The organism is Novosphingobium sp. AAP93, from assembly GCF_001296055.1.
In the GTDB taxonomy this organism is placed as follows: Bacteria; Pseudomonadota; Alphaproteobacteria; order Sphingomonadales; family Sphingomonadaceae; genus Novosphingobium.
Genome location: NZ_LJHZ01000039.1, coordinates 21,781 through 42,963 on the forward strand (window position 1 = coordinate 21,781; position 21,183 = coordinate 42,963).

At 66.0% G+C, this 21,183-nt stretch carries 19 protein-coding genes; 12 read left to right on the forward strand and 7 right to left on the reverse strand.

From position 1 onward, the window contains the following. On the forward strand, nt 1-1,911 hold the full coding sequence (locus IP83_RS08060; protein ID WP_054121740.1) for a hypothetical protein: 1,911 nt from the start codon (nt 1-3) through the stop codon (nt 1,909-1,911). Next, the gene (locus IP83_RS08065) at nt 1,911-6,458 is read left to right on the forward strand and encodes a hypothetical protein (RefSeq protein ID WP_082364588.1); all 4,548 of its coding nucleotides are present in this window, start codon (nt 1,911-1,913) and stop codon (nt 6,456-6,458) included. The genes IP83_RS08060 and IP83_RS08065 overlap by 1 nt, the downstream gene beginning before the upstream one ends. A 134-nt stretch (nt 6,459-6,592) precedes the next feature. Here IP83_RS08065 and IP83_RS08070 read toward each other — a convergent pair whose 3' ends face one another. Further along, nucleotides 6,593-6,985, reverse strand: a complete 393-nt coding sequence (locus IP83_RS08070) for a hypothetical protein (protein WP_054121700.1) — start codon at nt 6,983-6,985, stop codon at nt 6,593-6,595. On the opposite strand from IP83_RS08070, the gene IP83_RS21125 reads away from it, so the two are divergent. The 3 genes from IP83_RS21125 (at nt 6,984) to IP83_RS08085 (ending at nt 8,864) form a co-directional block, all read left to right on the forward strand. Beyond that, nucleotides 6,984-7,313, forward strand: coding sequence for a hypothetical protein (locus IP83_RS21125; RefSeq protein WP_156309626.1), 330 nt, complete (start codon nt 6,984-6,986; stop codon nt 7,311-7,313). The genes IP83_RS08070 and IP83_RS21125 overlap by 2 nt on opposite strands. Before the next feature lie 22 nt (nt 7,314-7,335). Next, a complete protein-coding gene (locus tag IP83_RS08080) occupies nt 7,336-8,001 on the forward strand; it encodes a S24 family peptidase (protein ID WP_082364589.1) in 666 nt (221 codons plus the stop codon). A gap of 191 nt (nt 8,002-8,192) precedes the next feature. Continuing rightward, nucleotides 8,193-8,864 (forward strand): MBL fold metallo-hydrolase, encoded by a 672-nt coding sequence (locus IP83_RS08085; protein WP_054121703.1) that lies wholly within the window; start codon nt 8,193-8,195, stop codon nt 8,862-8,864. 6 nt (nt 8,865-8,870) lie between these two features. Here the strand turns inward: IP83_RS08085 and IP83_RS08090 are convergent, their stop codons facing one another. Further along, nucleotides 8,871-9,269: an MAPEG family protein gene (locus IP83_RS08090; protein WP_197274317.1), complete on the reverse strand. Its 399-nt coding sequence runs from the start codon at nt 9,267-9,269 to the stop codon at nt 8,871-8,873. Between the two features lie 242 nt (nt 9,270-9,511). Between IP83_RS08090 and rpmF the strand changes: the two genes are divergently transcribed. The 5 genes from rpmF to IP83_RS08115 all read left to right on the forward strand — a co-directional run bounded on the left by rpmF (nt 9,512) and on the right by IP83_RS08115 (nt 12,656). Then, on the forward strand, nt 9,512-9,691 hold the full coding sequence (gene rpmF, locus IP83_RS08095) for a 50S ribosomal protein L32 (RefSeq protein WP_054121704.1): 180 nt from the start codon (nt 9,512-9,514) through the stop codon (nt 9,689-9,691). Nucleotides 9,692-9,720: 29 nt separating this feature from the next. Further along, complete coding sequence (gene plsX, locus IP83_RS08100) at nt 9,721-10,797, forward strand: phosphate acyltransferase PlsX (protein WP_054121705.1); 1,077 nt, start codon at nt 9,721-9,723, stop codon at nt 10,795-10,797. Then, on the forward strand, nt 10,794-11,771 hold the full coding sequence (locus IP83_RS08105; RefSeq protein WP_054121706.1) for a beta-ketoacyl-ACP synthase III: 978 nt from the start codon (nt 10,794-10,796) through the stop codon (nt 11,769-11,771). The genes plsX and IP83_RS08105 overlap by 4 nt, the downstream gene beginning before the upstream one ends. 149 nt (nt 11,772-11,920) lie before the next feature. Then, complete coding sequence (locus IP83_RS08110) at nt 11,921-12,220, forward strand: integration host factor subunit alpha (protein ID WP_054121707.1); 300 nt, start codon at nt 11,921-11,923, stop codon at nt 12,218-12,220. After that, a complete protein-coding gene (locus IP83_RS08115; RefSeq protein ID WP_231624968.1) occupies nt 12,207-12,656 on the forward strand; it encodes a MerR family transcriptional regulator in 450 nt (149 codons plus the stop codon). Before IP83_RS08110 ends, IP83_RS08115 begins: the two co-directional genes overlap by 14 nt. Nucleotides 12,657-13,036: 380 nt before the next feature. Here the strand turns inward: IP83_RS08115 and IP83_RS08120 are convergent, their stop codons facing one another. Both IP83_RS08120 and IP83_RS08125 read right to left on the reverse strand, forming a co-directional pair. Beyond that, nucleotides 13,037-13,582: a histidine phosphatase family protein gene (locus IP83_RS08120; protein ID WP_054121708.1), complete on the reverse strand. Its 546-nt coding sequence runs from the start codon at nt 13,580-13,582 to the stop codon at nt 13,037-13,039. After that, entirely contained in the window at nt 13,579-16,356 is a 2,778-nt protein-coding gene (locus tag IP83_RS08125; RefSeq protein ID WP_054121709.1) for an ATP-dependent DNA helicase, read from the reverse strand. Before IP83_RS08125 ends, IP83_RS08120 begins: the two co-directional genes overlap by 4 nt. A gap of 180 nt (nt 16,357-16,536) precedes the next feature. Here IP83_RS08125 and IP83_RS08130 point away from each other — a divergent pair, with 180 nt between their 5' ends. Beyond that, the gene (locus IP83_RS08130; protein WP_054121744.1) at nt 16,537-17,418 is read left to right on the forward strand and encodes a flagellin; all 882 of its coding nucleotides are present in this window, start codon (nt 16,537-16,539) and stop codon (nt 17,416-17,418) included. Between the two features lie 62 nt (nt 17,419-17,480). Here the strand turns inward: IP83_RS08130 and IP83_RS08135 are convergent, their stop codons facing one another. Further along, a complete protein-coding gene (locus tag IP83_RS08135) occupies nt 17,481-18,071 on the reverse strand; it encodes a hypothetical protein (protein WP_054121710.1) in 591 nt (196 codons plus the stop codon). Nucleotides 18,072-18,501: 430 nt separating this feature from the next. Next, the gene (locus tag IP83_RS08145) at nt 18,502-19,194 is read right to left on the reverse strand and encodes a nitroreductase (RefSeq protein WP_054121712.1); all 693 of its coding nucleotides are present in this window, start codon (nt 19,192-19,194) and stop codon (nt 18,502-18,504) included. Nucleotides 19,195-19,295: 101 nt separating this feature from the next. Here IP83_RS08145 and IP83_RS08150 point away from each other — a divergent pair, with 101 nt between their 5' ends. Continuing rightward, entirely contained in the window at nt 19,296-20,954 is a 1,659-nt protein-coding gene (locus IP83_RS08150; RefSeq protein WP_054121713.1) for a lysine--tRNA ligase, read from the forward strand. A 36-nt stretch (nt 20,955-20,990) separates the two neighbouring features. On the opposite strand, the gene IP83_RS20150 is transcribed toward IP83_RS08150, so the two are convergent. Next, the gene (locus IP83_RS20150; RefSeq protein ID WP_156309627.1) at nt 20,991-21,182 is read right to left on the reverse strand and encodes a hypothetical protein; all 192 of its coding nucleotides are present in this window, start codon (nt 21,180-21,182) and stop codon (nt 20,991-20,993) included. Nucleotide 21,183 lies beyond the last annotated feature (1 nt).

Sequence of the window (21,183 nt, forward strand, 5' to 3'; positions counted from 1 at the left end):
ATGCTGGCACTCGCCGCCCCGGCAGCGGGGGAGGCTGCGCCGCCTGCACCCACCACAGCGGCACCGGAACCTGCGCCGACGGTTGATCCGACAACGGCAGACGGCGCGCTGATCGATGGCCGCCGCCGCCCCGGCTACCAGAAGACGCTGCCGGACAAAGTCGAGCAGGACAATCCCGGCGCGGTGAACGCCCCGCCGCCCGAAGCCTTCTACGACAAGTGGGACGGGGAAGGCTCGCCGTCCGATCTCGTGCTCGATACCGGCCTGCCCGATCGCTGGCGCATCGTGTCGTCGCTTTGCCCGGCGGCCAAGGGCGGTGATACCTTCGGCAGGCTGCTGGCCTCGCGCTTCCGTTCGGCCTGCCACTCGCAGCGCGATCCGTTCCACCACAACACCTTGAAGGGCGACCGCCCGCTCGCCGCCGGCAAGAAGCCGGGCTTCCTGAAGGGCGACGACTGGTACTTCATCGCCAATGCCGTGTCGGATACGGTGGTCGAGCCGCGCAGCTTCCCGATCCCGGTCGGCAACCAGACGACGACCGATCCCGATTCCAACGACACCTTCGGCCGCAGCAACAGCCTCGTCCTCTCGCAGACCTTCATTGCCGGTTTCTCGCTGCTCAAGGGTGAGACCGCGTTCAAGCCGCCGGTCGTCGAATACCGCGTCGCCATCGCGGGCAATATCAACCACGTCGAAGTGCCTGAACGCCGCGTGCTCTTTGTCGAGCCGTCCAAGGGCACCAAGCGCACCGACGGCTTCATCGGCCTGCAGGAAGCCTTCATCGACTACCACCTCGGCGCGTTCGATACCAAGCGGTTCGATTTCGTCTCGCTGCGCGTGGGCATCCAGCCGTTCCAGGCGGACTTCCGCGGCTTCCTGTTCAACGACAACCAGCTCGGCGTGCGCCTGTTCGGCAACCGTGACAACAACCGGCTGCAGTTCAATCTCGCCTATTTCTGGCGGATCGAGAAAGAGACCAATTCCGGGCTCAACAACATCGCGGCGCCGCTGCGCAAGGACTGGGTCTTCGCCGCCAATGTCTATCGGCAGGATTTCCCCGTCGTTGGCCTCACCAGCCAGCTCTCGCTGACCTACAACGTCAACCGCGAGACGCGCATCACCACCGATGCCAACGGCTTCCCGGTCCGCCCGGCGCTGATCGGCGACCTGCGCCCGCGCACGTACCGCGTGTTCTATGTCGGCTATGGCGTCGATGGGCACATCGGCCGCCTCAACCTCACTGGCCAGTTCTACGGCGCGTTCGGCAAGGACCGGAACAATTTCCTCACCAGCGAGCCCGCCCGCATCCAGTCCTTCTTCGGCGCGGCAGAGCTGAGCTATGATCGCAACTGGGCGCGCCTGCGCGCCTCCGCGCTCTACGCCACCGGCGACAGCGATCCTTACGACAACACCGAAACCGGCTTCGACGCGATCTTCGAAAACCCGCAGTTCGCCGGGGCGGACACGTCCTACTGGATCCGCCAGTCGATCCCGTTTGCCGGCGGCGGGCGCGTGATCGGCGTCAACGGGCGCAACGGCATCCTCAATTCGCTGCGCTCGTCGAAGGAACAGGGGCAGTCGAACTTCCTCAACCCCGGCACCGCGCTGGCCGGATTTGGCGCCGATTTCGATCTCACCCCCAACTTCCGCCTCACTGCCAATGCCAACCACTTGTGGTTCGCCAACACCGCCGTGCTGCAGGAACTGCGCAACGAAGGCTCGATCCCCAAGTCGATCGGCTGGGACCTCTCGATGGCCACGACATGGCGGCCCAAGGCGGCGCAGAACGTGGTGTTCCGCCTGTCCGGCGCCGTACTCGAAGCGGGCAAGGGCTTCCGTGACCTGTTCGACCAGCGCGGCCACGGCAAGCAGTTCTACTCCGTCCTCGCCAACCTGACGCTGGCTTTCTGATGGGCAAGATGATGCACGCCGCGCCGCGCAAGACCCTCCTGATCTGGCTCGCACTGTTGATGGGTGCGCTGGGGGTGCCGACCGCGCTCTGGGCCTCGGGCGAGGAAGTGGCGCAGAAGATCACCTACACGCGCGCTCCGCCCGCGCCGCGCGGCCAGCCGGGCGATACGGCAGCCGAGCAATGGGCCTACGTCGACAAGCAGAATGCGGGCTGCGTCAGCTGCCACACCAGGAGCGACCACCGCACGATGCACGCCAGCCCGGCGGTCGTGCTCTCCTGCGCCGATTGCCACGGCGGCAACACCCGCATCATGGCAGACCGCCGCTGGGCGCGCGGTTCGATGGACTATGTCGCGGCGATGAAGGACGCGCATGTCCTGCCGCGCTTCCCGGTCGCGTGGAACTGGCCCAGCTCGGCGAACCCCAAGCGATCCTATGCGCTGCTCGCCAAGGAAAGCCCCGAATTCATCCGCTTCGTGAACCCGTCGGACTACCGCGTCGCGCGCGATTCCTGCGGCGCCTGCCACATGTCGATCATCGAAGCCTCGGAGCGCTCGCTGATGGCGACGGGCGCCATGCTGTGGGGCGGGGCGGCCTACAACAACGGCATCGTGCCCTTCAAGAACTACATGTTCGGCGAGAGCTTTACCCGTCAGGGCGAACCCGCGCTCCTGAAGTCCGCCTCGAAGCAGATCGGCGCCGATGGCAAGCCGATGTGGGGCACGGTCACCCCGGCGGAGAAGGCGCGCGGCGCGCTCCCCATCCTCTATCCGCTGCCCAAGTGGCACACGATCCCGCCGGGCGATATCTTCCGCGTGTTCGAGGATGGCGGCCGCACGATCAATCCGCAGTTCCCCGAGATCGGCCTGCCCAACTCGACCGGCTCGATCCAGCGGCTGGAGGAGCCGGGCCGTCCGGACCTGAAACAGTCCAACCGCGGCCCCGCCACCGGGCTGCGCGTCGCGATCCCGGTGCTGAACATCCACAAGACGCGCCTCAACGATCCGTTCCTGTTCCAGATGGGCACCAACGACCAGCCGGGCGACTACCGCTCCTCGGGCTGCGCTTCGTGCCACGTGATCTACGCCAACGACCGCGAGCCGCGCCACAGCCTGAACTACGCCAAATGCGGGCGCGACGGGCAGACGATCACGGCGGACCCGACGATCAACTCCCTGCGCGAAGGCGAACACCGCAGCGGCGGCTATGGCAGCTACAACGCCGCCAAGGCCGAGCATCACGACCGCGTGAGCGGCACCGTGCTGGGCGGCCACGGCAAGTACCTTGGCGGCGATGCGACCGACCCCGAGGAATCGTCCGACCGCGAGGGCGACTGCGCCCGCGCGATCCAGTCCGCCGAGCAACTGGTCTATTCGCCCGCCGAGGGCCGCGCGCCCCACGGCACGATGGACGAGCACCGCATGAGCCAGGCGGAGGCCCATGCCGTTGCCGGCCTTGACCATAGCGGCCACGCCGCCGGTCCGGTCGCCATGGAGGACCGCGAGCGCGGCCACCCGCTGGTCCACGCCTTCACCCGCGCGATCCCGACCGCGCAGTGCATGAACTGCCACATGCACCAGCCCAATATCTTCCTGAACTCGTTCCTCGGCTACACGATGTGGGACTACGAATCTGATGCGCCGCGCATGTGGCCCGGGCCGGAGAATACCGCGCCCAAGCCCCCCGGCGTGACCGATGCGGACTGGGAAAAGGCGTTCAAGAAACAGTTCCACCCCAACATGGCCGAGCAGCGCGAAGTGCTCGATCGCAACCCCGAAGGCGCGTCCCCGCGCGGCCTCTGGCGCGACGTGGAATTCCTGCGCAACGTCTACGACTTGAACAAGGACAACAAGGACACCCAGTTCGCCGACTACCACGGCCACGGCTGGAACTTCCGCGCGATCCTCAAGCGCGACCGGCGCGGCAACCTGCTTGATGATGATGGCGACATGTCGAGCTACGGCACCGACAAGGCGCACATCGTCTCGCCCGATGATCCCGGGAAGTGGCGCAAGGGCGGCGAAGGCAAGTTCGTCGATGTCGGGCCGGACAATCCCGGCAAGGCGGTCCATATGATGGATATCCACGCGCAGCTCGGCATGCAGTGCGCCGATTGCCACTTCGCGCAGGACAGCCACGGCAACGGGCTGATCTACGGCGAAGTCGCCAATGCCGTCTCGATCGGCTGCAAGGATTGCCACGGCACGCCCGATGCCTTCCCGACGCTGATGACCTCCAACCTCGCCGCGCCGGAGAAGGGCGAGAACCTCGCGCTGCTGCGCAATGCCGATGGCCAGCGCCGTTTCGAGTGGAGCACCGAGAACGGCCGCCGCGTCCTCATCCAGCGCTCGATCATCGATCCCAAGCTGTGGTGGCGCGTCAGCCTGGTGAAGGAATCGGTCGATCCGCAGTACCAGGGCGTGACCGAGCCCTCTGGCAAGCCGGTGTTCAATCCCAAGGCCGCGCGCGCCAAGCTCATGGGCAAGTCGGGCGCCGAGGACGGCCTGTTCCGCTTCGGCCTCGGCGTCCCCAAGTCTGAGCGCGCGCATGGCGATGACGACATGGCCTGCTTCACCTGCCACCTCTCGTGGACCACGTCGTGCGCGGGCTGCCACCTCCCCATCGAGGCCAACTGGAAGTCCGCCACGCACAAGTACGAGGAAGACTACACCCGCAACTACGCGACCTATAACCCGCAGGTCGCGCGCGACGACATGTTCCAGCTCGGCAAGCACCAGCGCAACAAGTCCTCGGGCTCCGATCCGGTGCAGTTCGATGCATCAGGCAATCCGATATCCGGCAAGGCGATCACTGCGCCGATCCGCTCGACTTCGGCGCTGATCCTCTCCTCGACCAACATCAACCGCGAGCGGATCTACGTGCAGCAGCCGCCGATCTCCTCGGCAGGCTATTCGTCGCAGGCGTTCGCACCGCACTTCCCGCACACCGTGCGGACGAAGGAAACCAAGCAGTGCACCGATTGCCACCTCAGCCAGGATGACGACAACAACGCGATCATGGCGCAGTTGCTGCTGCTCGGCACCAATTACGTCAACTTCGTCGGCATGAACGCGTGGTTCGGGCTCGATGGCGGGTTCGAGGCCGTGCGCGTCACCGAGTGGGACGAGCCGCAGGCGGTCATCGGCAGCTATCTCCACCGCTATGCCTATCCCGATTTCTACAGGCAGCACGTCGAGAAGAACGGCCGCGAGCTCAAGAACTGGACCCGCGGCGCGATCTTCGACAAGAAGCTGGCGGGCGAGACCACCGGCCGCGAGGAATTCACCAACATCACGAAGGGCACCTCGGACGCGGTGCGCTGCTTGCAGATGCGCGGCGAATACATGTATGTCGCCGAAGGGAAGGGCGGCTTCCGCGCCTATGATATCGCCGCCATCGGCGACAAGGGCTTCTCCGAACGCATCGTGACCGCGCCGTTCTCGCCGCTTGGCCACAACACGCACATCGATACGACCAACGCGACCTGCATGGCGCTGCCGACCAACCAGTCGATCGCGCCCACCCGCAACACGCCCGACATGCGCGCGGCCAATCAGGAGCAGCCGTTCTCGCCGATCTATCACTACGCCTTCATCACCGATGCGGTGGAGGGGCTGATCGCGGTCAACGTCGACACGCTGGCCGATGGCGAGTTCCGCAACAACTTCTTCCACCGCGCGCTCACCTTCAATCCGGACGGCGTGCTGAAGGGCGCGCGGCACATCACGCTGACGGGCGACTACGCCTATATCGTCACCGACAAGGCGCTCGTCACGGTGCACCTGACCAAGCCATGGTCGCCAGCGGCGCCATGCGAGGTATCGGACAAGAAGGGCGGCGAGACCTGTCTCGATCCGAAGATTACCTCGGTCGTTCCCTTGCGCGATCCGCGCGCGACGGCGGTGCAGTTCCGCTACCTCTGGGTGACGACCGCGAATGGCCTCGAACTGATGGACGTGACCAGCCTCGCCAAGCCGGTGCCGGTGCCCTCCGCCACCGTGCCGCTGGACGACGCGCGCCGCGTCTATCTCGCGCGCACCTACGCCTATGTCGCGGCCAAGAAGCAGGGTCTCGTGATCGTCGACATCACCGCGCCGACGCGCCCGTCGATCTATCAGGCCTTCACCGCGGGCGGCCAGCTGACCGATGCGGAGGACGTCATCGTCGCCTCCACCAACGCCTCGCTATTCGCCTACGTGGCGGACGGCATAAACGGGGTGAAAGTGCTCCAGCTGACCTCGCCCGCCAGCCAGCCCAATTTCTATGGCTTCTCGCCCGAACCCAAGCCCGAACTCATCGCCTGGGCGCACACGCCAAGCCCGGCACTTGCGCTCTCCAAGGGCCTCGACCGTGATCGCGGGGTGGACGAGACCGGCGGCCAGATCGCGATCTTCGGCCGCCTCGGCTCGCGCCCGTTCAACCGGCAGGAAATGGAGGAACTGTTCCTCAACAAGGCGGGCCAGCCGTTCAAGGTGAGCAACGCGGTGGACATGTCGCTATGGGTGGGCGCCAGGACCGCGCCGCAACTGATGGCGGCGCGGCCCTGAGGGGGCGGAAGGCGAATCCCCTTCAATTCCCCAAACCCGCTCGTGCTGAGCTTGTCGAAGCACCAACCACAACTTCGCGCCAGCACCCTTCGACAGGCTCAGGGTGAGCGGGTATGTGGAAGGATTGACGGCCATCACGCATCATCCAGCAGCAACAGCGCCAGTTCCATCGTCATCTCGGGCTCCGGCAGCAGGCTCTGCTCCAGCCGGACCACCGCCGCATCGGCCACCAGCGTGCGGGGAATCGTGAACTCGTGCTCGGGCAGCGCCGCCATCAGCTCCTCGGCGGCATCGCAGGCTTCCCAGCCCTGAAAATGCAGCACGATGGTGTGGCGCGTCCCGGCAAAAGTCACGCTCGCCCAGGGGGCCTCGCTGTGCTGCATCAGCTCTGCGTGCGGGCCGGCCAGCGCCACCACCGCGCGCAGCAGCCGCTCTCCGGGGCTGATCCGCACGCGCGGATGAGGCGTGCCAGCGGCTTCCGATTTGCGCTCGATGGGGGTGGCGGGGAGAAAAAGATCAAGCCACATGGCTCGCGCTCCGGTATGTGTTCATGAAATGTTCCACGCGTGCTTGCGTTGCGGGACGGGGTTCGCGGCCATTGCGCAGATCGTCGACGAGGCGCGGATCATGCGCGGCAAGGCGGCCGAACTTCGTGCGCGGCATGGCGTGTTGCGAAAGGAACCGCTCGATCTTGCGTATCAGCATGGCCGGACCTCCGAAGGTAAAGATTATGGCGGGGTGAGTCGTTATAAGATTTTTCTTATGTTGACGGATTATTCCTACACGTCTAGGAAAAATCCTTCGAATATGGAGCAAGGCGATGAATTCCCGATTCGAGACGCAACAATCTGGTGAATCCTTGGCCAGTGAACCCCTCATGGACCCCACCCGCGCGCGCCTCGTCGCGCTGGCGGCCGAGCGGGGGGTCAGCCTTTCCGCGCTGTCAGGCCTGCTCGGGCGCAATGCCGCCTATCTCCAGCAATTCGTGCGCAAGGGATCCCCGCGCAAGCTGGAGGAGAACGACCGCCGCACGCTCGCCGAATTCTTTGGGGTGGACGAAGCCGAACTCGGCGCCCCCCCGCGCGATACCGTTCTGACGGTCGGCGGCCTTGGCGGGGCAGGGGCGCCCATCCGCACCGCCGATTGGGCCGATATTCCGCGCCTTCCGCTCGGCGCCTCCGCTGGTCCCGGCACCATCGCGCAGGACGCCGCCCCGACCGACCGCCTGCGCTTCTCTGGCCGCTGGCTGCGCCAGCAGGGGCTCGAACCCGCCATGCTTAGCGTGATCGAGGTCGAGGGCGATTCGATGGAACCCACCTTGCGCGATGGCGACGAGATCCTTGTCGACCGCTCCCCGCGGCCCTTGCGCAGCGGCCTCCACGTGATCCGGCTAGACGATGTGCTGCTGGTCAAGCGGCTCGAACCGGGTTCCGCCGGCATGCTTCATGTCATCAGCGACAACCCCGCCTACCCGCGCATGGAGCGAGCCCGCGCCGAAGTCGCCATTATCGGCCGTGTCGTCTGGAAGGGCGGTCGCGTCTAGGATTTTTACCCCTCCGACCTGCCTGCGGCAGGTCGCCTCCCCATTTGCACTTCGTGAAAATGGAGAGGATCAAAATGGTCCTCCCCATTTTTGCCCTGAGCTTGTCGAAGGGCACACATGGGGAGGTGGCGCGCGCGAAGCGCGTGACGGAGGGGTTGCCTTGCTCGCCTCCACGCGCCACCTAGAGCACCATGACCGAAACCGCGCCCCAACAGCCGCTGAAGGCCGCCATCATCCCCGTCACTCCGCTGCAGCAGAACTGCACGCTGATCTGGTGCACCAGGACCATGCGCGGCGCCTTCATCGACGCCGGCGGCGATATCGAGCGCCTGCGCGCGGCGATCGAGAAGTCGGGCGTCACCATCGAGAAGCTGCTCGTCACCCACGGCCATATCGACCACTGCGGGATCACCGGCGTGCTCGCCAAGGAACTCGGCGTGCCGATCGAAGGCCCGCACGAGGCGGACCGCTTCTGGATTTCGCGCCTCGATGAAGACGGCAAGCGCTGGGGCATCCGGGGGGAAGTCTTCGAACCCGACCGCTGGCTCACCGATGGCGACACGGTGACAGTCGGCGAAGTCGAACTCGACGTGATCCACTGCCCCGGCCACACCCCCGGCCACGTCGTCTTCGTCCACCAGCCCTCGCGCTTTGCCGTGGTCGGCGACGTGATCTTCCAGGGCTCTATCGGGCGCACCGATTTCCCGATGGGCAACCACGCCGAACTGATTGCATCCATTACCGAGAAACTTTGGCCGCTCGGCAACGACATCATGTTCGTTCCCGGCCATGGGCCGAACAGCACCTTCGGCCGGGAACGTCAGACCAACAGCTTCGTCAGCGATTACAATCTGATGCAGTGAGGCTCGTTACGCCATCGCGCTCATGATCGCCCAGATGGCGAGGCCAAGCTGGGTGATAAGCGTGATCAGCGTGCCGATCATGCGGACGATGCCGAAGCTGCCGCCGTCCATGCCAATCCCGTGCGCCACGCGGCCCGCCATGAACACGCCGGCCACTGCCGCCAGCGCGGTGCTGCCGGGATGCGCAAATTCCAGCGCGGCGATCAGGACCAGCACGATCGGAGCGTTTTCATTGAAGTTGGCATGCGCCCGCATCCTGCGGATCACCTTGTCGTTGCCGCCGTCGCCGACCGAGACCTTTTCGGATGTGCGAGCCTGACCGCAGCGGATCGAGAGCCAGATGTTGATCAGGGCCGCCGCGGCAACGGCGCCCAAAGTGATCGGCAGAGTAATAGGCAGTGTCATATTCAGGTTATCCCCATTGGTTTTGTTGTCACACCCTGCAGCCCTCGTAGCGCCCCCGCGCTTGCAAAGCATCCAGAAATCCGTATAGGCGCGCCTTCGCCCGCGATTGGCGACTCCAGCTTGGCTGCCGTATTCCCGTCGGGGCGCTCATATCGGGCTTCCGCACGGGGGTTGTGCATCCGGCGGGTTTTGCCTATCGCGCTAGCCCGTAGACGACTTCAAGATCAGGAACAGGTGCCGAGATGGCCGTCCCCAAAAGAAAGACCTCGCCCTCCCGCCGGGGCATGCGTCGCAGCCACGACGCGCTGAAGGCCGAAGCCTTCCACGAGTGCTCCAACTGTGGTGAGCTCAAGCGCCCGCACATGCTGTGCGGTGCCTGCGGGCACTACAACGGCCGCGAGATCATCGCCGTCGGCCTCTGATTTCGGCTGAGGGGGGAGACAGCCGGGTTATGGCTTTGCCGCGTATCGCCGTAGATGCGATGGGCGGCGATGTGGGCGTGCGCGTCATGGTCGAAGGCGCGGCACTCGCGCGTCGCCAGCACGATCAGTTCAAGTTCCTGCTTGTCGGTGATGAAACCGCGATCAAGCAGGCGCTCGATGCTCACCCGAACCTGCGCGCTGCCTCCGAAATCCTGCATGCACCGGATGTCGTCGCGGGGGATGAAAAGCCCACGCAGGCGCTCCGCCGTGCCCGCACGACCTCGATGGGTCTTGCCATCGACGCGGTGAAGAGCGGCGCTGCCGGTGCTGCGGTCAGCGCGGGCAATACCGGCGCGCTCATGGCCATGTCGAAAGTAGCGCTGCGCACGATGCCCGGCATCGACCGTCCCGCGCTCGCCGCGCTGGTGCCCACGCTGGGCGACCACGATCTCGTCATGCTCGATCTCGGTGCCAACACCGAATGCGATGCGCGCAATCTCGTGCAGTTCGCGATCATGGGCGCGGCTTATGCCCGCATCGTCCATGGCCAGTCCGAACCGCGTGTGCGCCTGCTCAACATCGGCACCGAGGAAATCAAGGGCACCGATGAACTGCGCGACGCCGCCGCCATGCTCAAGCAGGCGCAGGAAGCGCTCGCCTTCCGGTTCGATGGTTTCACCGAAGCGGACAAGCTCTCGCGCGGCGATTTCGACGTCGTCGTCACCGATGGCTTCACCGGCAATATCGCGCTCAAGGCCATGGAAGGCGCCGCGCGCTTCGTCGCCGATCTTCTGCGCCGCAGCTTTTCCAGCTCGCTGCGCTCGAAGTTCGGCTTCCTCATTTCCAAACCGGCGACCGAGCTCTTGAAGCATCATCTCGATCCCAACAATCACAACGGTGCGGTGTTCCTTGGCCTCAATGGTGTTGTCGTGAAAAGCCACGGGAGTGCATCCGCGCTCGGTGTCGCCCATGCGGTCGCGGTCACCGCGCGCCTCCTGTCCGAGCGGCTGACCGAACGCATCGCCGCCGACCTTGCGCAGGCCGGCCAGGACGTCATGCGCAGCGCCGCCACCCGCGTGCGTCCGGCGCCGGAGACCCCGGCATGACCTTGCGCTCCGTCATTCGCGGCAGCGGTTCCGCCCTGCCAGCCCGCGCCGTCTCCAATGCCGAGATGTCGACCATGGTCGATACGACCGACGAGTGGATTGTCGAGCGCACCGGCATCCGCAACCGCTACATCGCGGGCGAGGGGGAAACGACCGCCACGCTGGCGAGTGAAGCCGCGCGCAAGGCGCTCGAAGCCGCCGGGATCGAGGCCGCGTCGATCGATCTCATCGTGCTCGGCACTTGCAGCCCGGACCAGACCTTCCCGGCGACCGCCACCATCGTCCAGAACGCGCTCGGCTGCCGCGGCGGCATCGCGTTCGATGTCGCGGCGGTCTGTTCGGGCTTCCTCTATGCTTTCGCCACTGCCGATGCGCTGCTGCGCACGGGCGCGGCCAAGCGCGCGCTGGTGATCGGCGCCGAGACAATGAGCCGCCTGCTTGACTGGGAGGACCGCACGACGTGCGTGCTCTTCGGCGACGGCGCGGGTGCTGTCGTGCTCGAAGCGGTCGATGTCGACGAGAGCGATCCGGCCGCCCCCGGCGTGCTCGCCACCCGGCTCCACGCCGACGGCGCTCACAACGACCTGCTCCATGTCGATGGCGGGCCTTCCACCACCGGCACAGTCGGCAAGCTGCGCATGAAGGGCCGCGAAGTGTTCCGCCACGCGGTGGTGAACCTGGCCGCGGTGCTTGAGGAAACGCTCGCCGCCGCCGGCCTCACCGCTGCGGATATTGACTGGGTCGTGCCGCACCAGGCCAACGCGCGCATCCTCGATGCCACCGCGCGCAAACTCGATCTGCCGGCCGAAAAGGTCGTCGTGACCGTCGACCGCCACGCCAATACCAGCGCCGCGTCGGTCCCGCTCGCCTTCGATGCGGCGGTCCGCGATGGCCGGATCAAGCCCGGTGACCTCGTGATGTTCGAGGCAATGGGCGGTGGATTCACCTGGGGCGCGAGCCTCATCCGCGTCTGATTTTGCCGAAACGGAAACTTTGTACCCACAGTTTTCGTTGCAGACCAATGCATTGGCCGATAAAATAATCCTGAAAGGCAATTGTAAAGCTTATCGGACACTGTATGGTGTCAAGCCAGCTTGTCGGTTTTTTATCGGGGGAATCGGGGATGCGTTCGGTAGGGACTCTTACTCGCGCTGATCTTGCAGAGAGCATCAATCGCCGCGTCGGGCTGTCGCGGGCAGATTCACTCACCTTGGTCGAGTCGATCCTCGATCACATGTGCGAAGCGCTGTCCGAGGGCGAAAACGTAAAGATTTCCGGTTTCGGAACCTTTCTGCTACGGGACAAGGCCGAACGCATCGGTCGCAATCCCAAGACCGGTGTGGAAGTGCCCATCACCCCGCGCCGCGTCATGACGTTCCGCGCGAGCCAGATGCTGAAGGACCGGATTGCTGCCAGCAGTTGATACCGTAGGGTCTGCGCCGAACCTGGCTCCCGTCTTCGATGACGGGAAGGCGCCTGACGCGCTGCGCACGATCGGCGAAGTCGCCAAGGCGCTCGGCGTCAAGCAGCACGTCCTGCGCTACTGGGAAGAGCAGTTCCCGATGCTGAAGCCGCTCACCCGCGCGGGCGGCCGCCGCTACTACCGGCCTGAAGACATCGCGCTCGTCACCCGCATCGACCAATTGCTCCACCGCGAAGGCTACACGATCCGCGGTGCACGGCAGGCGCTGTCGGGGAAGGGCGCTCCCAAGGCTGCTCCCGCACCAGCGGCAGCCCCACAGGCCGCCGCGCCCGCCGCGCCGATGCCCGCGGAAGACGAAATCATCGCCGCCATCCGCATTCTGCGCCGTCACCTTGAGAGCGTCCGGGGCAGGCTGGCGGGCGCGCTGGAGGATTGAGGGGCGGTATCTTCTCCGGCAGACATCTAGAATGGTTCGCGCAGAGGCGCGGAGGCGCAGAGGGTTTGGCGCCCTAGGATAGCCCGGTGATATTCGAACATCTGGTTGCGAGGCGAACCTCGCTGTGCCGCCAATTGGACGGATTTCCAGCGACTTCCAACTCCTCAAGCTCGATCAATCGCAGCAGTTCGCCTTCAACCAGGGCGTAGCCGGCTTCGTCATCTGGAAGACCGAGTTCATTGTGTGCGGACGCGATCACACGGGCCACTTTCAGCCATGTGGGACGACAATTGCGCAGGACTGCGTCCGATGGTTCCATCACAGCCTGCTGACCTCCAGAAAAGTCTCCGCTCCTCTGCGCCTCTGCGCGAACGCAATCCTCAGTCGTTCAGCGTCGGCCCCAGCGCCGGGTCCAGATCCCTCGGCCGCTTCAGCGCCACCAGCTTCGCGCAGCGCTCGTCGATATCCGCCCAGCGGTCGATGGCGAGTTCCATGACCGCGAACGTCGCGGTCGGGAATTTCACTTCGACTTCCTCGCGCAGCGGGCTGGTGCCGTCGTCGGGCACCAGGTCGAAGATCAGGTCCTCCAACCCCGGATTGTGCCCGATCATCAGCACGCTGGCGGGCTCGCCCGATAGCTCGCGCAGCAGGTCGATCAGCGTCGCTGAACTGGCAAGGTAGATGCGCCGGTCCCACTCGACCGGAAAGCTGTGCCCCCAGGCCTTGCTCGCTTCCTCGATCGTCTCGGCCACGCGCACCGCGGGAGAGGCAAGGATGCGTTCGAATGTCAGGCAGGTGCTCTTGATATATTCGCCCATCGCCCGCGCGCCGCGCACGCCGCGGTCGTTCAAGGGCCGGTCGAAATCGCGCGCCCGTGCGTCGGACCAGTCGGACTTCGCGTGGCGCAGCAGAGCGAGCTTTTTCAAGGGCGAGTCTCGAACGGCAGGGGCGTGACGGAGCCCTCTGAAACACTGCCGCCCACGCTTTGTAAAGCCGCATCGAGCGTCACGCGGCGCACCGGCGTCCCCGGCGGGAAAGCGCTCAGCAGGCGCGAGGGGAAGGCGGAGGACAGCACCACGAAATGCCCCTTGTCGGTCCCCGTGCGGATCAACCGCCCGAACGCCTGCGCGAGGCGCGCACGGATGATGCGGTCGTCATGCGCTTGGCCCCCGCCGCCGAACTTCTCCGCATGCGCCAGCCGCCGCGCGCGGTGGAGGATCGAAGGCTTGGGCCAGGGCACCTGCTCCATCACTACCAGCCGCAGCGAGTGGCCGGGCACGTCCACCCCGTCGCGCAGGGCATCGGTGCCGAGAAGCGAGGCGCGCGGATCGTCGCGGAAGATATCGACCAGCGTGCCCGTATCGATCGGATCGACATGCTGGGCAAACAGGGGAAGGCCGCCGCGCGCCAGCCGGTCGGCAATCCGGCCATAGACCGCGCGCAGCCGCCGGATCGCGGTGAACAGCCCCAGCGCCCCGCCGCCCGATGCCTCGATCAGGCGGCCATAAGCGTTCGCCAGCGCGGGGATATCGCCCTTGGGCACGTCGGTCACGATCAGCACTTCGGCATTCTTCGCATAGTCGAACGGGCTCGCCGCCTCGAACACCTCAGGCCGCACGCCCAGTTGCGGCGCCCCGCTGCGCTCGACCGCGCCAGACCAGTCGCCGGCCTTCGTCTCAGCCCCGTCGGTCAGCGTGGCGGAGGTCATCATCACCCCATGCGCGCCTGCCAGCACCGCCTCGGCAAAGGGCTTCATCGGATCGAGATAGCGCCGGTGCAGGCCGATATCCCACTCGCGCCCCTCGGAACGTTCCAGCGCGAGCCAGTCGACGAATTCCGGATCGCCTGGCCCCCCTAGCCGCGCCAGCAAGGCGACCCATCCGGAAAGCAGATCGGTCCGCCAGCCAATCGCGCCGCGCGCACCCTCGATCCGCGCCCGCGCCGGCCCGTCGAGCCAGTCCGGCCCGTCCTCGATCAGCGCTTCCAACCGCAGCGCCAGCCGCATCAGAGGCTGGCGCAGCGCCTCCAGCGCCTCCTGCGCACGGCCCGCGACCTCGATGAACGCGCCGCCCAGCTGCGCCGCCTCGGTCTCCAGCCCATAGCCCGCTTCCTGCCCGCCACTCTCGTCGCGTGCGAGCACCAGTTCGCGGGTTTCCGCCAGCAAGTCCTCGATGGGGCCGAACGGCGCACCTTCCACGATCCGCGCCAGCCAGCCGTCGCCGGGCAGCGCACTCGCCGCCTCGCGCGCATCGGCAATCGCGCGTGCACCATCCGCGTCATAGCTCGCCACATCCGCCAGCCGCGCCGCAAGACCACGCCGCCGCCCGCGCTGGCTGCCTTCCGGCCCGATCACCCAGCGCCGCAGTTCCACCGTTTCCGCGCCGGTCAGCGCGGCGGCAAAAGTGCTGTCCGCCGCCTCGAACACGTGGTGCCCTTCGTCGAACACGATCCGCGTCGGCCGCTGCGCCACTTCGCGCGCCCGCGCCGCGTTGATCATCACCAGCGCATGGTTGGCGATCACCAGCTCCGCCCCCGCCGAAGCCCGCGCCGCCCGCTCGATAAAGCACTTCCGGAAATGCGGGCACCCGGCATAGACGCATTCGCCGCGCTGGTCGGTCAGCGCGGTGATCCCGCGCTTTCTGAACAACGTGCCGAGCCAGCCGGGCAGATCGCCGCCGATCATGTCGCCGTCCTGCGAATAGGCCGCCCAGCGCGCCACCAGTTGCGCCATGATCGCGGGCCGCCCGGTAAACCCGCCCTGCAGCGCATCCTCGAGGTTCAGCAGGCAGAGGTAATTCTCGCGGCCCTTGCGCACCACCACCGGCGGCCCCGTCCGTCCCCCCTGACCATTGGCCCGCTCAGGCGGAAACGCAGCCTGGCTTTCCCGCCGCAGTTGGCGTTGCAGCGCCTTGGTATAGGTCGAAACCCACACCGTCCCGCCCGACTGCTCGGCCCAGAGCGAGGCGGGCGCGAGATAGCCGAAGGTCTTGCCGGTGCCCGTCCCCGCCTGCGCCAGCACCATATGCGGCTGGCGCTGCCCGCTGCGCGGCGCAAACATCGCCCCCGCCGCCCGCGCATAAGCCTGCTGCGCCGGACGTTGCTCGGCCCTGCTGCCGGTCAGTTCGGCAAGCCGCGCGGTGATCGCATCGTCGTCCAGCACGATCTGCGCAGGCTGAGGCCGCTCGGGCGCCTCCTCCCACTCCGGCAGGCGGGCAAACAGCCAGCGCTCGGCGCGCTGCGGCTGGGCAATCTTCGGCGCGAGCAGCCCCGCCCAGGGCCAGCGCAGCCGAACCAGCGATTGCAGCGCGCTCCATGCGCCTTCGCGCTCGGGCCAGGCCGGGTCTTCGCAGGTCGCCAGCAAGGCCTCTGCCGCCGCCTGCAGCAGCACCGGCACCCCATCATCGCTGCGCGGTTCGGCGAGGCCCAGCGCCTGCGCCAGCCCCTTGGGCGTCGGCACCATGAACCGCGCCGGATGCACGAACGCGAACAGTTCCAGCAGATCGAGCCCCGAAAGGTCCGGATAGCCCAGCCGGCTCGCGATCAGCGGCGCGTTGAGCAGCAGCAGCGGCGTATCGGCGGCCGCCATGATCGCCTCGCCCTTGCCGACCGGCCGCGTACCCAGATGGTCCCGCAGCCAGCACCCGCTGTGGCTGGCGTGAACAGCCGGGATCGGGATCGCGGGGAGGGAACTTGCGGCCATCGCATTCCACTAGAGAGCAAAGCCCGGAGCGGGGCAAGCCGGGGCCTTACGTGCTTTCCCCCATGGGCTTCACACCGCATGGCAGGGCGCTTGCCTTAAACCCGGCAAGGTTCGGCCGTTCTGGCCTTGCGGGACATGAACGGGGCCTCACGCCCCATCCCATAGTGGAGAATGGGCATCATGGCAGTCATCAATACCAATATCAGCGCGATCCGTGCCTCGAATGCGTCCAACAGCGCCTCGAAGATGGCCGGCGTCGCGATGGAACGCCTTTCGACCGGCAGGCGCATCAACGGCGCCAAGGACGACGCCGCCGGTCTTGCGATCACCACCACCATGACCTCGCAGATCAAGGGCATGGGCCAGGGGATCCGCAACGCCAACGACGGCATCAGCTTCGCGCAGACCGCCGACGGCGCGCTCAACGAAGTCACCGCCATGCTGCAGCGCATCCGCGAACTGGCGATCCAGGCGAAGTCGGCGACATATACCGATACCGACCGCACTTCGATGCAGTCCGAAGTCGCCAACCTCACGGCGCAGGTCAGCGAAGTGCTGGAGAAGACCACCTTCAACGGCACCAAGCTGTTCACCGTGGTCGGCGCCGCGCCTGCTGCGGACGGCTCCGACGACGCGACCTTCTCGATCCAGACCGGCAGCAACACCACCGATACGGTGGACCTGCGCAGCAAGGCGATCGACGGCACCAAGCTCTTCGGCGGCACCAACACCACCTACGATCCGGCGACCACCCCGCAGGCGATCGACGTCAGCACGGCAACGCTCGCCGGCACGACGATGGACAATGTCGACGCCGCGCTCACCGCGATCAACGTCGCGCGTGCCGAATTCGGCTCGGGCCAGAACCGCCTCGAATCGGTGATCAACAACCTCACCGACAACGTGACCAACCTCTCGGACGCGCGCAGCCGCATTCTCGATACCGACTATTCGGCCGAGACGACCGCGATGGCCAAGGCACAGATCCTGAGCCAGGCCTCGACCGCGATGATCGCGCAGGCCAACCAGGCCCAGCAGAACGTTCTCTCGCTGCTCAAGTAACCTGCTCCCCTCCCGCCCATCCTGAGCTTGTCGAAGGGGGGAGGGGTCGGGGGAGGGCGTGTTCAGAGCTGAACTGCCGCCCGCCGCTCCAGCAGCAAGCTTTCCAGCCGCGCCACATCAGGCACGGCGAGGACCTCGAAACGCTCGGTCACCCGGTCGCCGTCGCTGTCGCGGCCGGTGCCGGTCTGGACGCGCAAGGTGCCGCAGCCGTCGGCATCCGCGCTGACATCGATGGGGCCCATCTGACCGAGCATCACGCTGGCGCTCTCGCGCTTCCTGCCGGCGGAAATGCGGATCAGGCGGCGGTCGGTGAGGCCATAGATTGTCTGCGCGGCCTTGCGGCGGGCACCGAAGGGCATCCACAGCATGCCAAGGCCCACGCCGATGAACGGCAGGCCGAACAGCGGGAAAATGATCCCGAAGCTCCACTGGATGCCGGATGGCGTGTGCGTACTCGCCACCCACGGCAGAAACGCCATCGCTTCCCAGAACAGCGCGAAGGCGGTCCATGGTATCGCGAAAAACCAGATCGCAAACGCCGCGTTCAGTTTGCCGGGTTGAGGCCTGCCGCTCCACAGCAGGTGCTCGCCCGGCAGCAACTCGCGCCGCAGGATCGAATCGAGGTCTTGCGATGGAAGGCCAGGTGTCTGCATGGGCCGGATTTTCGCAGGCGCGGGTTAGAACAGTGTTACGTCCATCACCGGATCAGGGTTTGCCATCAGACGCTGGATTCTCTTTGCATCATACCGGATGCCCCCCGGCCCATCCGTCCTGAGCTTGTCGAAGGACTGTCCTGCCGCTGCGGGCCTGCGGCTGGCCATGATTTTCCTACAGGACCCGGTTGTGCGATAGGCAGCGAAGGTGACCTGCGGTCGCTCGCGCTCTTTGATCCTGTCCATCCACCTTGCCCGCGGCCTGCGCTCCGCCCAAATGCGTCAACCTGTCGCTTTTCGCAAATAAAAGTGAAATTTATCAGGTGTTTGCGGCGGAAAACGAAAAGCGACACAGTGTCGCTTTTGTTGCTTTTGCAACGTTTGAATCGTGCGGCACCCGTCGCACTTGCGCGCGGTCCGCAGCGGCGAATCAGCCGGCATCGGCGTCCGGTGCAAAGCCGACGAATGTCGCAGCCTCGGCCACCGACTTGCGCTCCGAGACGACGGCGTTCGCCGGAAAGCTGTGATCCGGCCAGCCCAGCGCGATGCTTTTCATGATCACCTGATCGTCGGCGATCCCGGCATGTTCGCGCACCACCGGGCTCTGCATGATGCCCTGGCTGTTGATCACCGTGCCGAGCCCGCGCGACCATGCCGCGTTGACCAGCGCATTGATCACGCCGCCGCAATCGAACGGGGTGTCGTCGCTGCCTTCCAGCACCTTGTCATAGGTCACGATCACGCAGACCGGCGCGTCGAACTGGCGGAAACCGCGCAGCACCCAGTCCTGCCGCATGTCCGCATCGTCGCGGGCGATGCCCATGGCGGCAAACAGCTGCTTGGCCACCCCGATCTGCCGCTCGCGGTGCACCCCGGCGAACGGCTGGCCCTTGCGGAACTCGCGGCTGTCCGGAAAGCCCGCGAGAATGCGCTCGGTATTGCCCTGCCGGATGCGCTGCAGCGGCTCGCCCGTGATGACGTAGAAGTTCCACGGCTGCGTGTTCATCGAAGTCGGCGCGCGCATCGCGATATGGAGGATCTCCTCGATCAGCTTCTTCGGCACCGGATCGGGCTTGTAGCCCCGGATGCTGCGCCGCCCGAGCATGACCTCATCGTATTGCATAGTGTCTCCCAAACCCTGTTTGCCTGCTGGGTAGCGATTGCGGCGGGCAGCACACAAGCTTTTCCTTGCGCTGAAGGGGGCCATCCGCAAAAGGGGCGCAGATGGAAAACGCCGAAAACTCCGCCCCGCTTGATGTCTTCACTGCCAGCCAGACTTCCAAGGCCTGGCCGTTCGAAGAAGCGCGCAAGCTGGTCAAACGCTTCCCCGGCGGCAAGCGCGATGCGGCGGGCAATCTTGTCCCCGTGCTGTTCGAGACGGGCTACGGCCCCTCGGGCCTCCCGCATATCGGCACCTTCCAGGAAGTGCTGCGCACCACGCTCGTGCGCCGCGCCTACGAAACGCTCACCGCCAAAGAAACTGGGACCGCCCACCCCACGCGCCTCGTCGCCTTCTCGGACGACATGGACGGCCTGCGCAAAGTGCCCGACAACGTGCCGAACAAGCAGGTGCTCGCCGAAAAGCTCGGCCACCCGCTCACGCGCATTCCCGACCCGTTCGGCAAGTTCGAGAGCTTCGCGCATCACAACAACGCCATGCTGTGCGACTTCCTGAACCGCTTCGGCTTCGAGTACGAATTCGTCTCGGCGAGCGATCGCTACAATTCGGGCGCCTTCGACGATGCGCTGAAGAACGTCCTCGCCAAGTACGACGCGATCATGGACATCATGCTCCCGACCTTGCGCGAGGAACGCCGCCGCACCTATTCGCCGGTCCTGCCGATCAGCGAGAAGAACGGCGAAGTGCTGCAGGTGCCGGTCGAAGTCGTCGATGCCGAAGCGGGCCTCGTGCGCTTCGAGGATCAGGGCGAAATGGTCGTCCAGTCGATCCTCGGCGGCAAGTCCAAGCTGCAATGGAAGGTCGATTGGGCGATGCGCTGGTGCGCGCTCGGCGTCGATTACGAGATGTGCGGCAAGGACCTCACCGACAGCGTCACCCAGTCGGGCCGCATCACGCAGGTGCTCGGCGGCAAGCGCCCCGAAGGCCTGATCTACGAGCTGTTCCTCGACGAGAACGGCGAGAAGATCTCCAAGTCCAAGGGCAACGGCCTCACCATCGAGCAGTGGCTCGAATACGGCAGCGAGGAAAGCCTCGGCTTTTACCTGTTCCGTGAACCCAAGAGCGCCAAGTCGCTCCACGCCGGCGTCATCCCCCGCGCGGTCGATGAATATTGGCAGTTCCGCGAGAAGCTGCCGAGCCAGCCGGTCGAACAGCAGCTCGGCAACCCCGTCTGGCACCTGCTGCGCGCCAACGGCTACCACGGCGGGGACGGCGATACCTTGCCGGTCACCTTTGGCCTCCTGCTCAACCTCGTCGGCGTGCTCGGCGCGCAGGCGACGCGGGCGCAGGTCTGGTCCTACCTCGGCAACTATGTCGACAACGCCGATCCCGCCGCGCATCCCGCACTCGATACGCTGGTCACCTCGGCGCTCGCCTACAATCGCGATTTCGTCGCCCCGACCTTGAAGCGCCGCAAGCCCGAACCGAACGAGGCCGCCGCGCTCGCTGCGCTGGATGCAGAACTCGCCGCCACCGACGACAGCGCCAGCGCCGAAGACCTCCAGACCATGGTCTACGAAATCGGCAAGGACCCGCACTACGGCATCGGCGCGCTGCGCGATTGGTTCAAGGCGCTTTACGAAACCCTGCTCGGCTCCAGCCAAGGCCCCCGCATGGGCAGCTTCATCGCGCTCTACGGCATCGCGGGGACGCGGCGACTGATCGCCGAGGCGCTGGAAGGGGTGGACCTGCCGGCGGAATGAGCACGGGCCGCAGCGGGCTGCGGCGCCGGGGCATCGTCAGCCAAACATCGTTTCCAGGCTCTTTGCCCGATGCCGCACGGCATGTGCCAGCTTGTGAACTTCCATGGTCACAAGGTGTCGGTCATGCGTGGGTATTTCATGCAGCGCGACGAAGCCAATGCCGCACCAGAGCAGCAGCGACAGTGGAGCTCCGATCATCAGACCCTTGAGAAAGCTCTGGTTATGCACG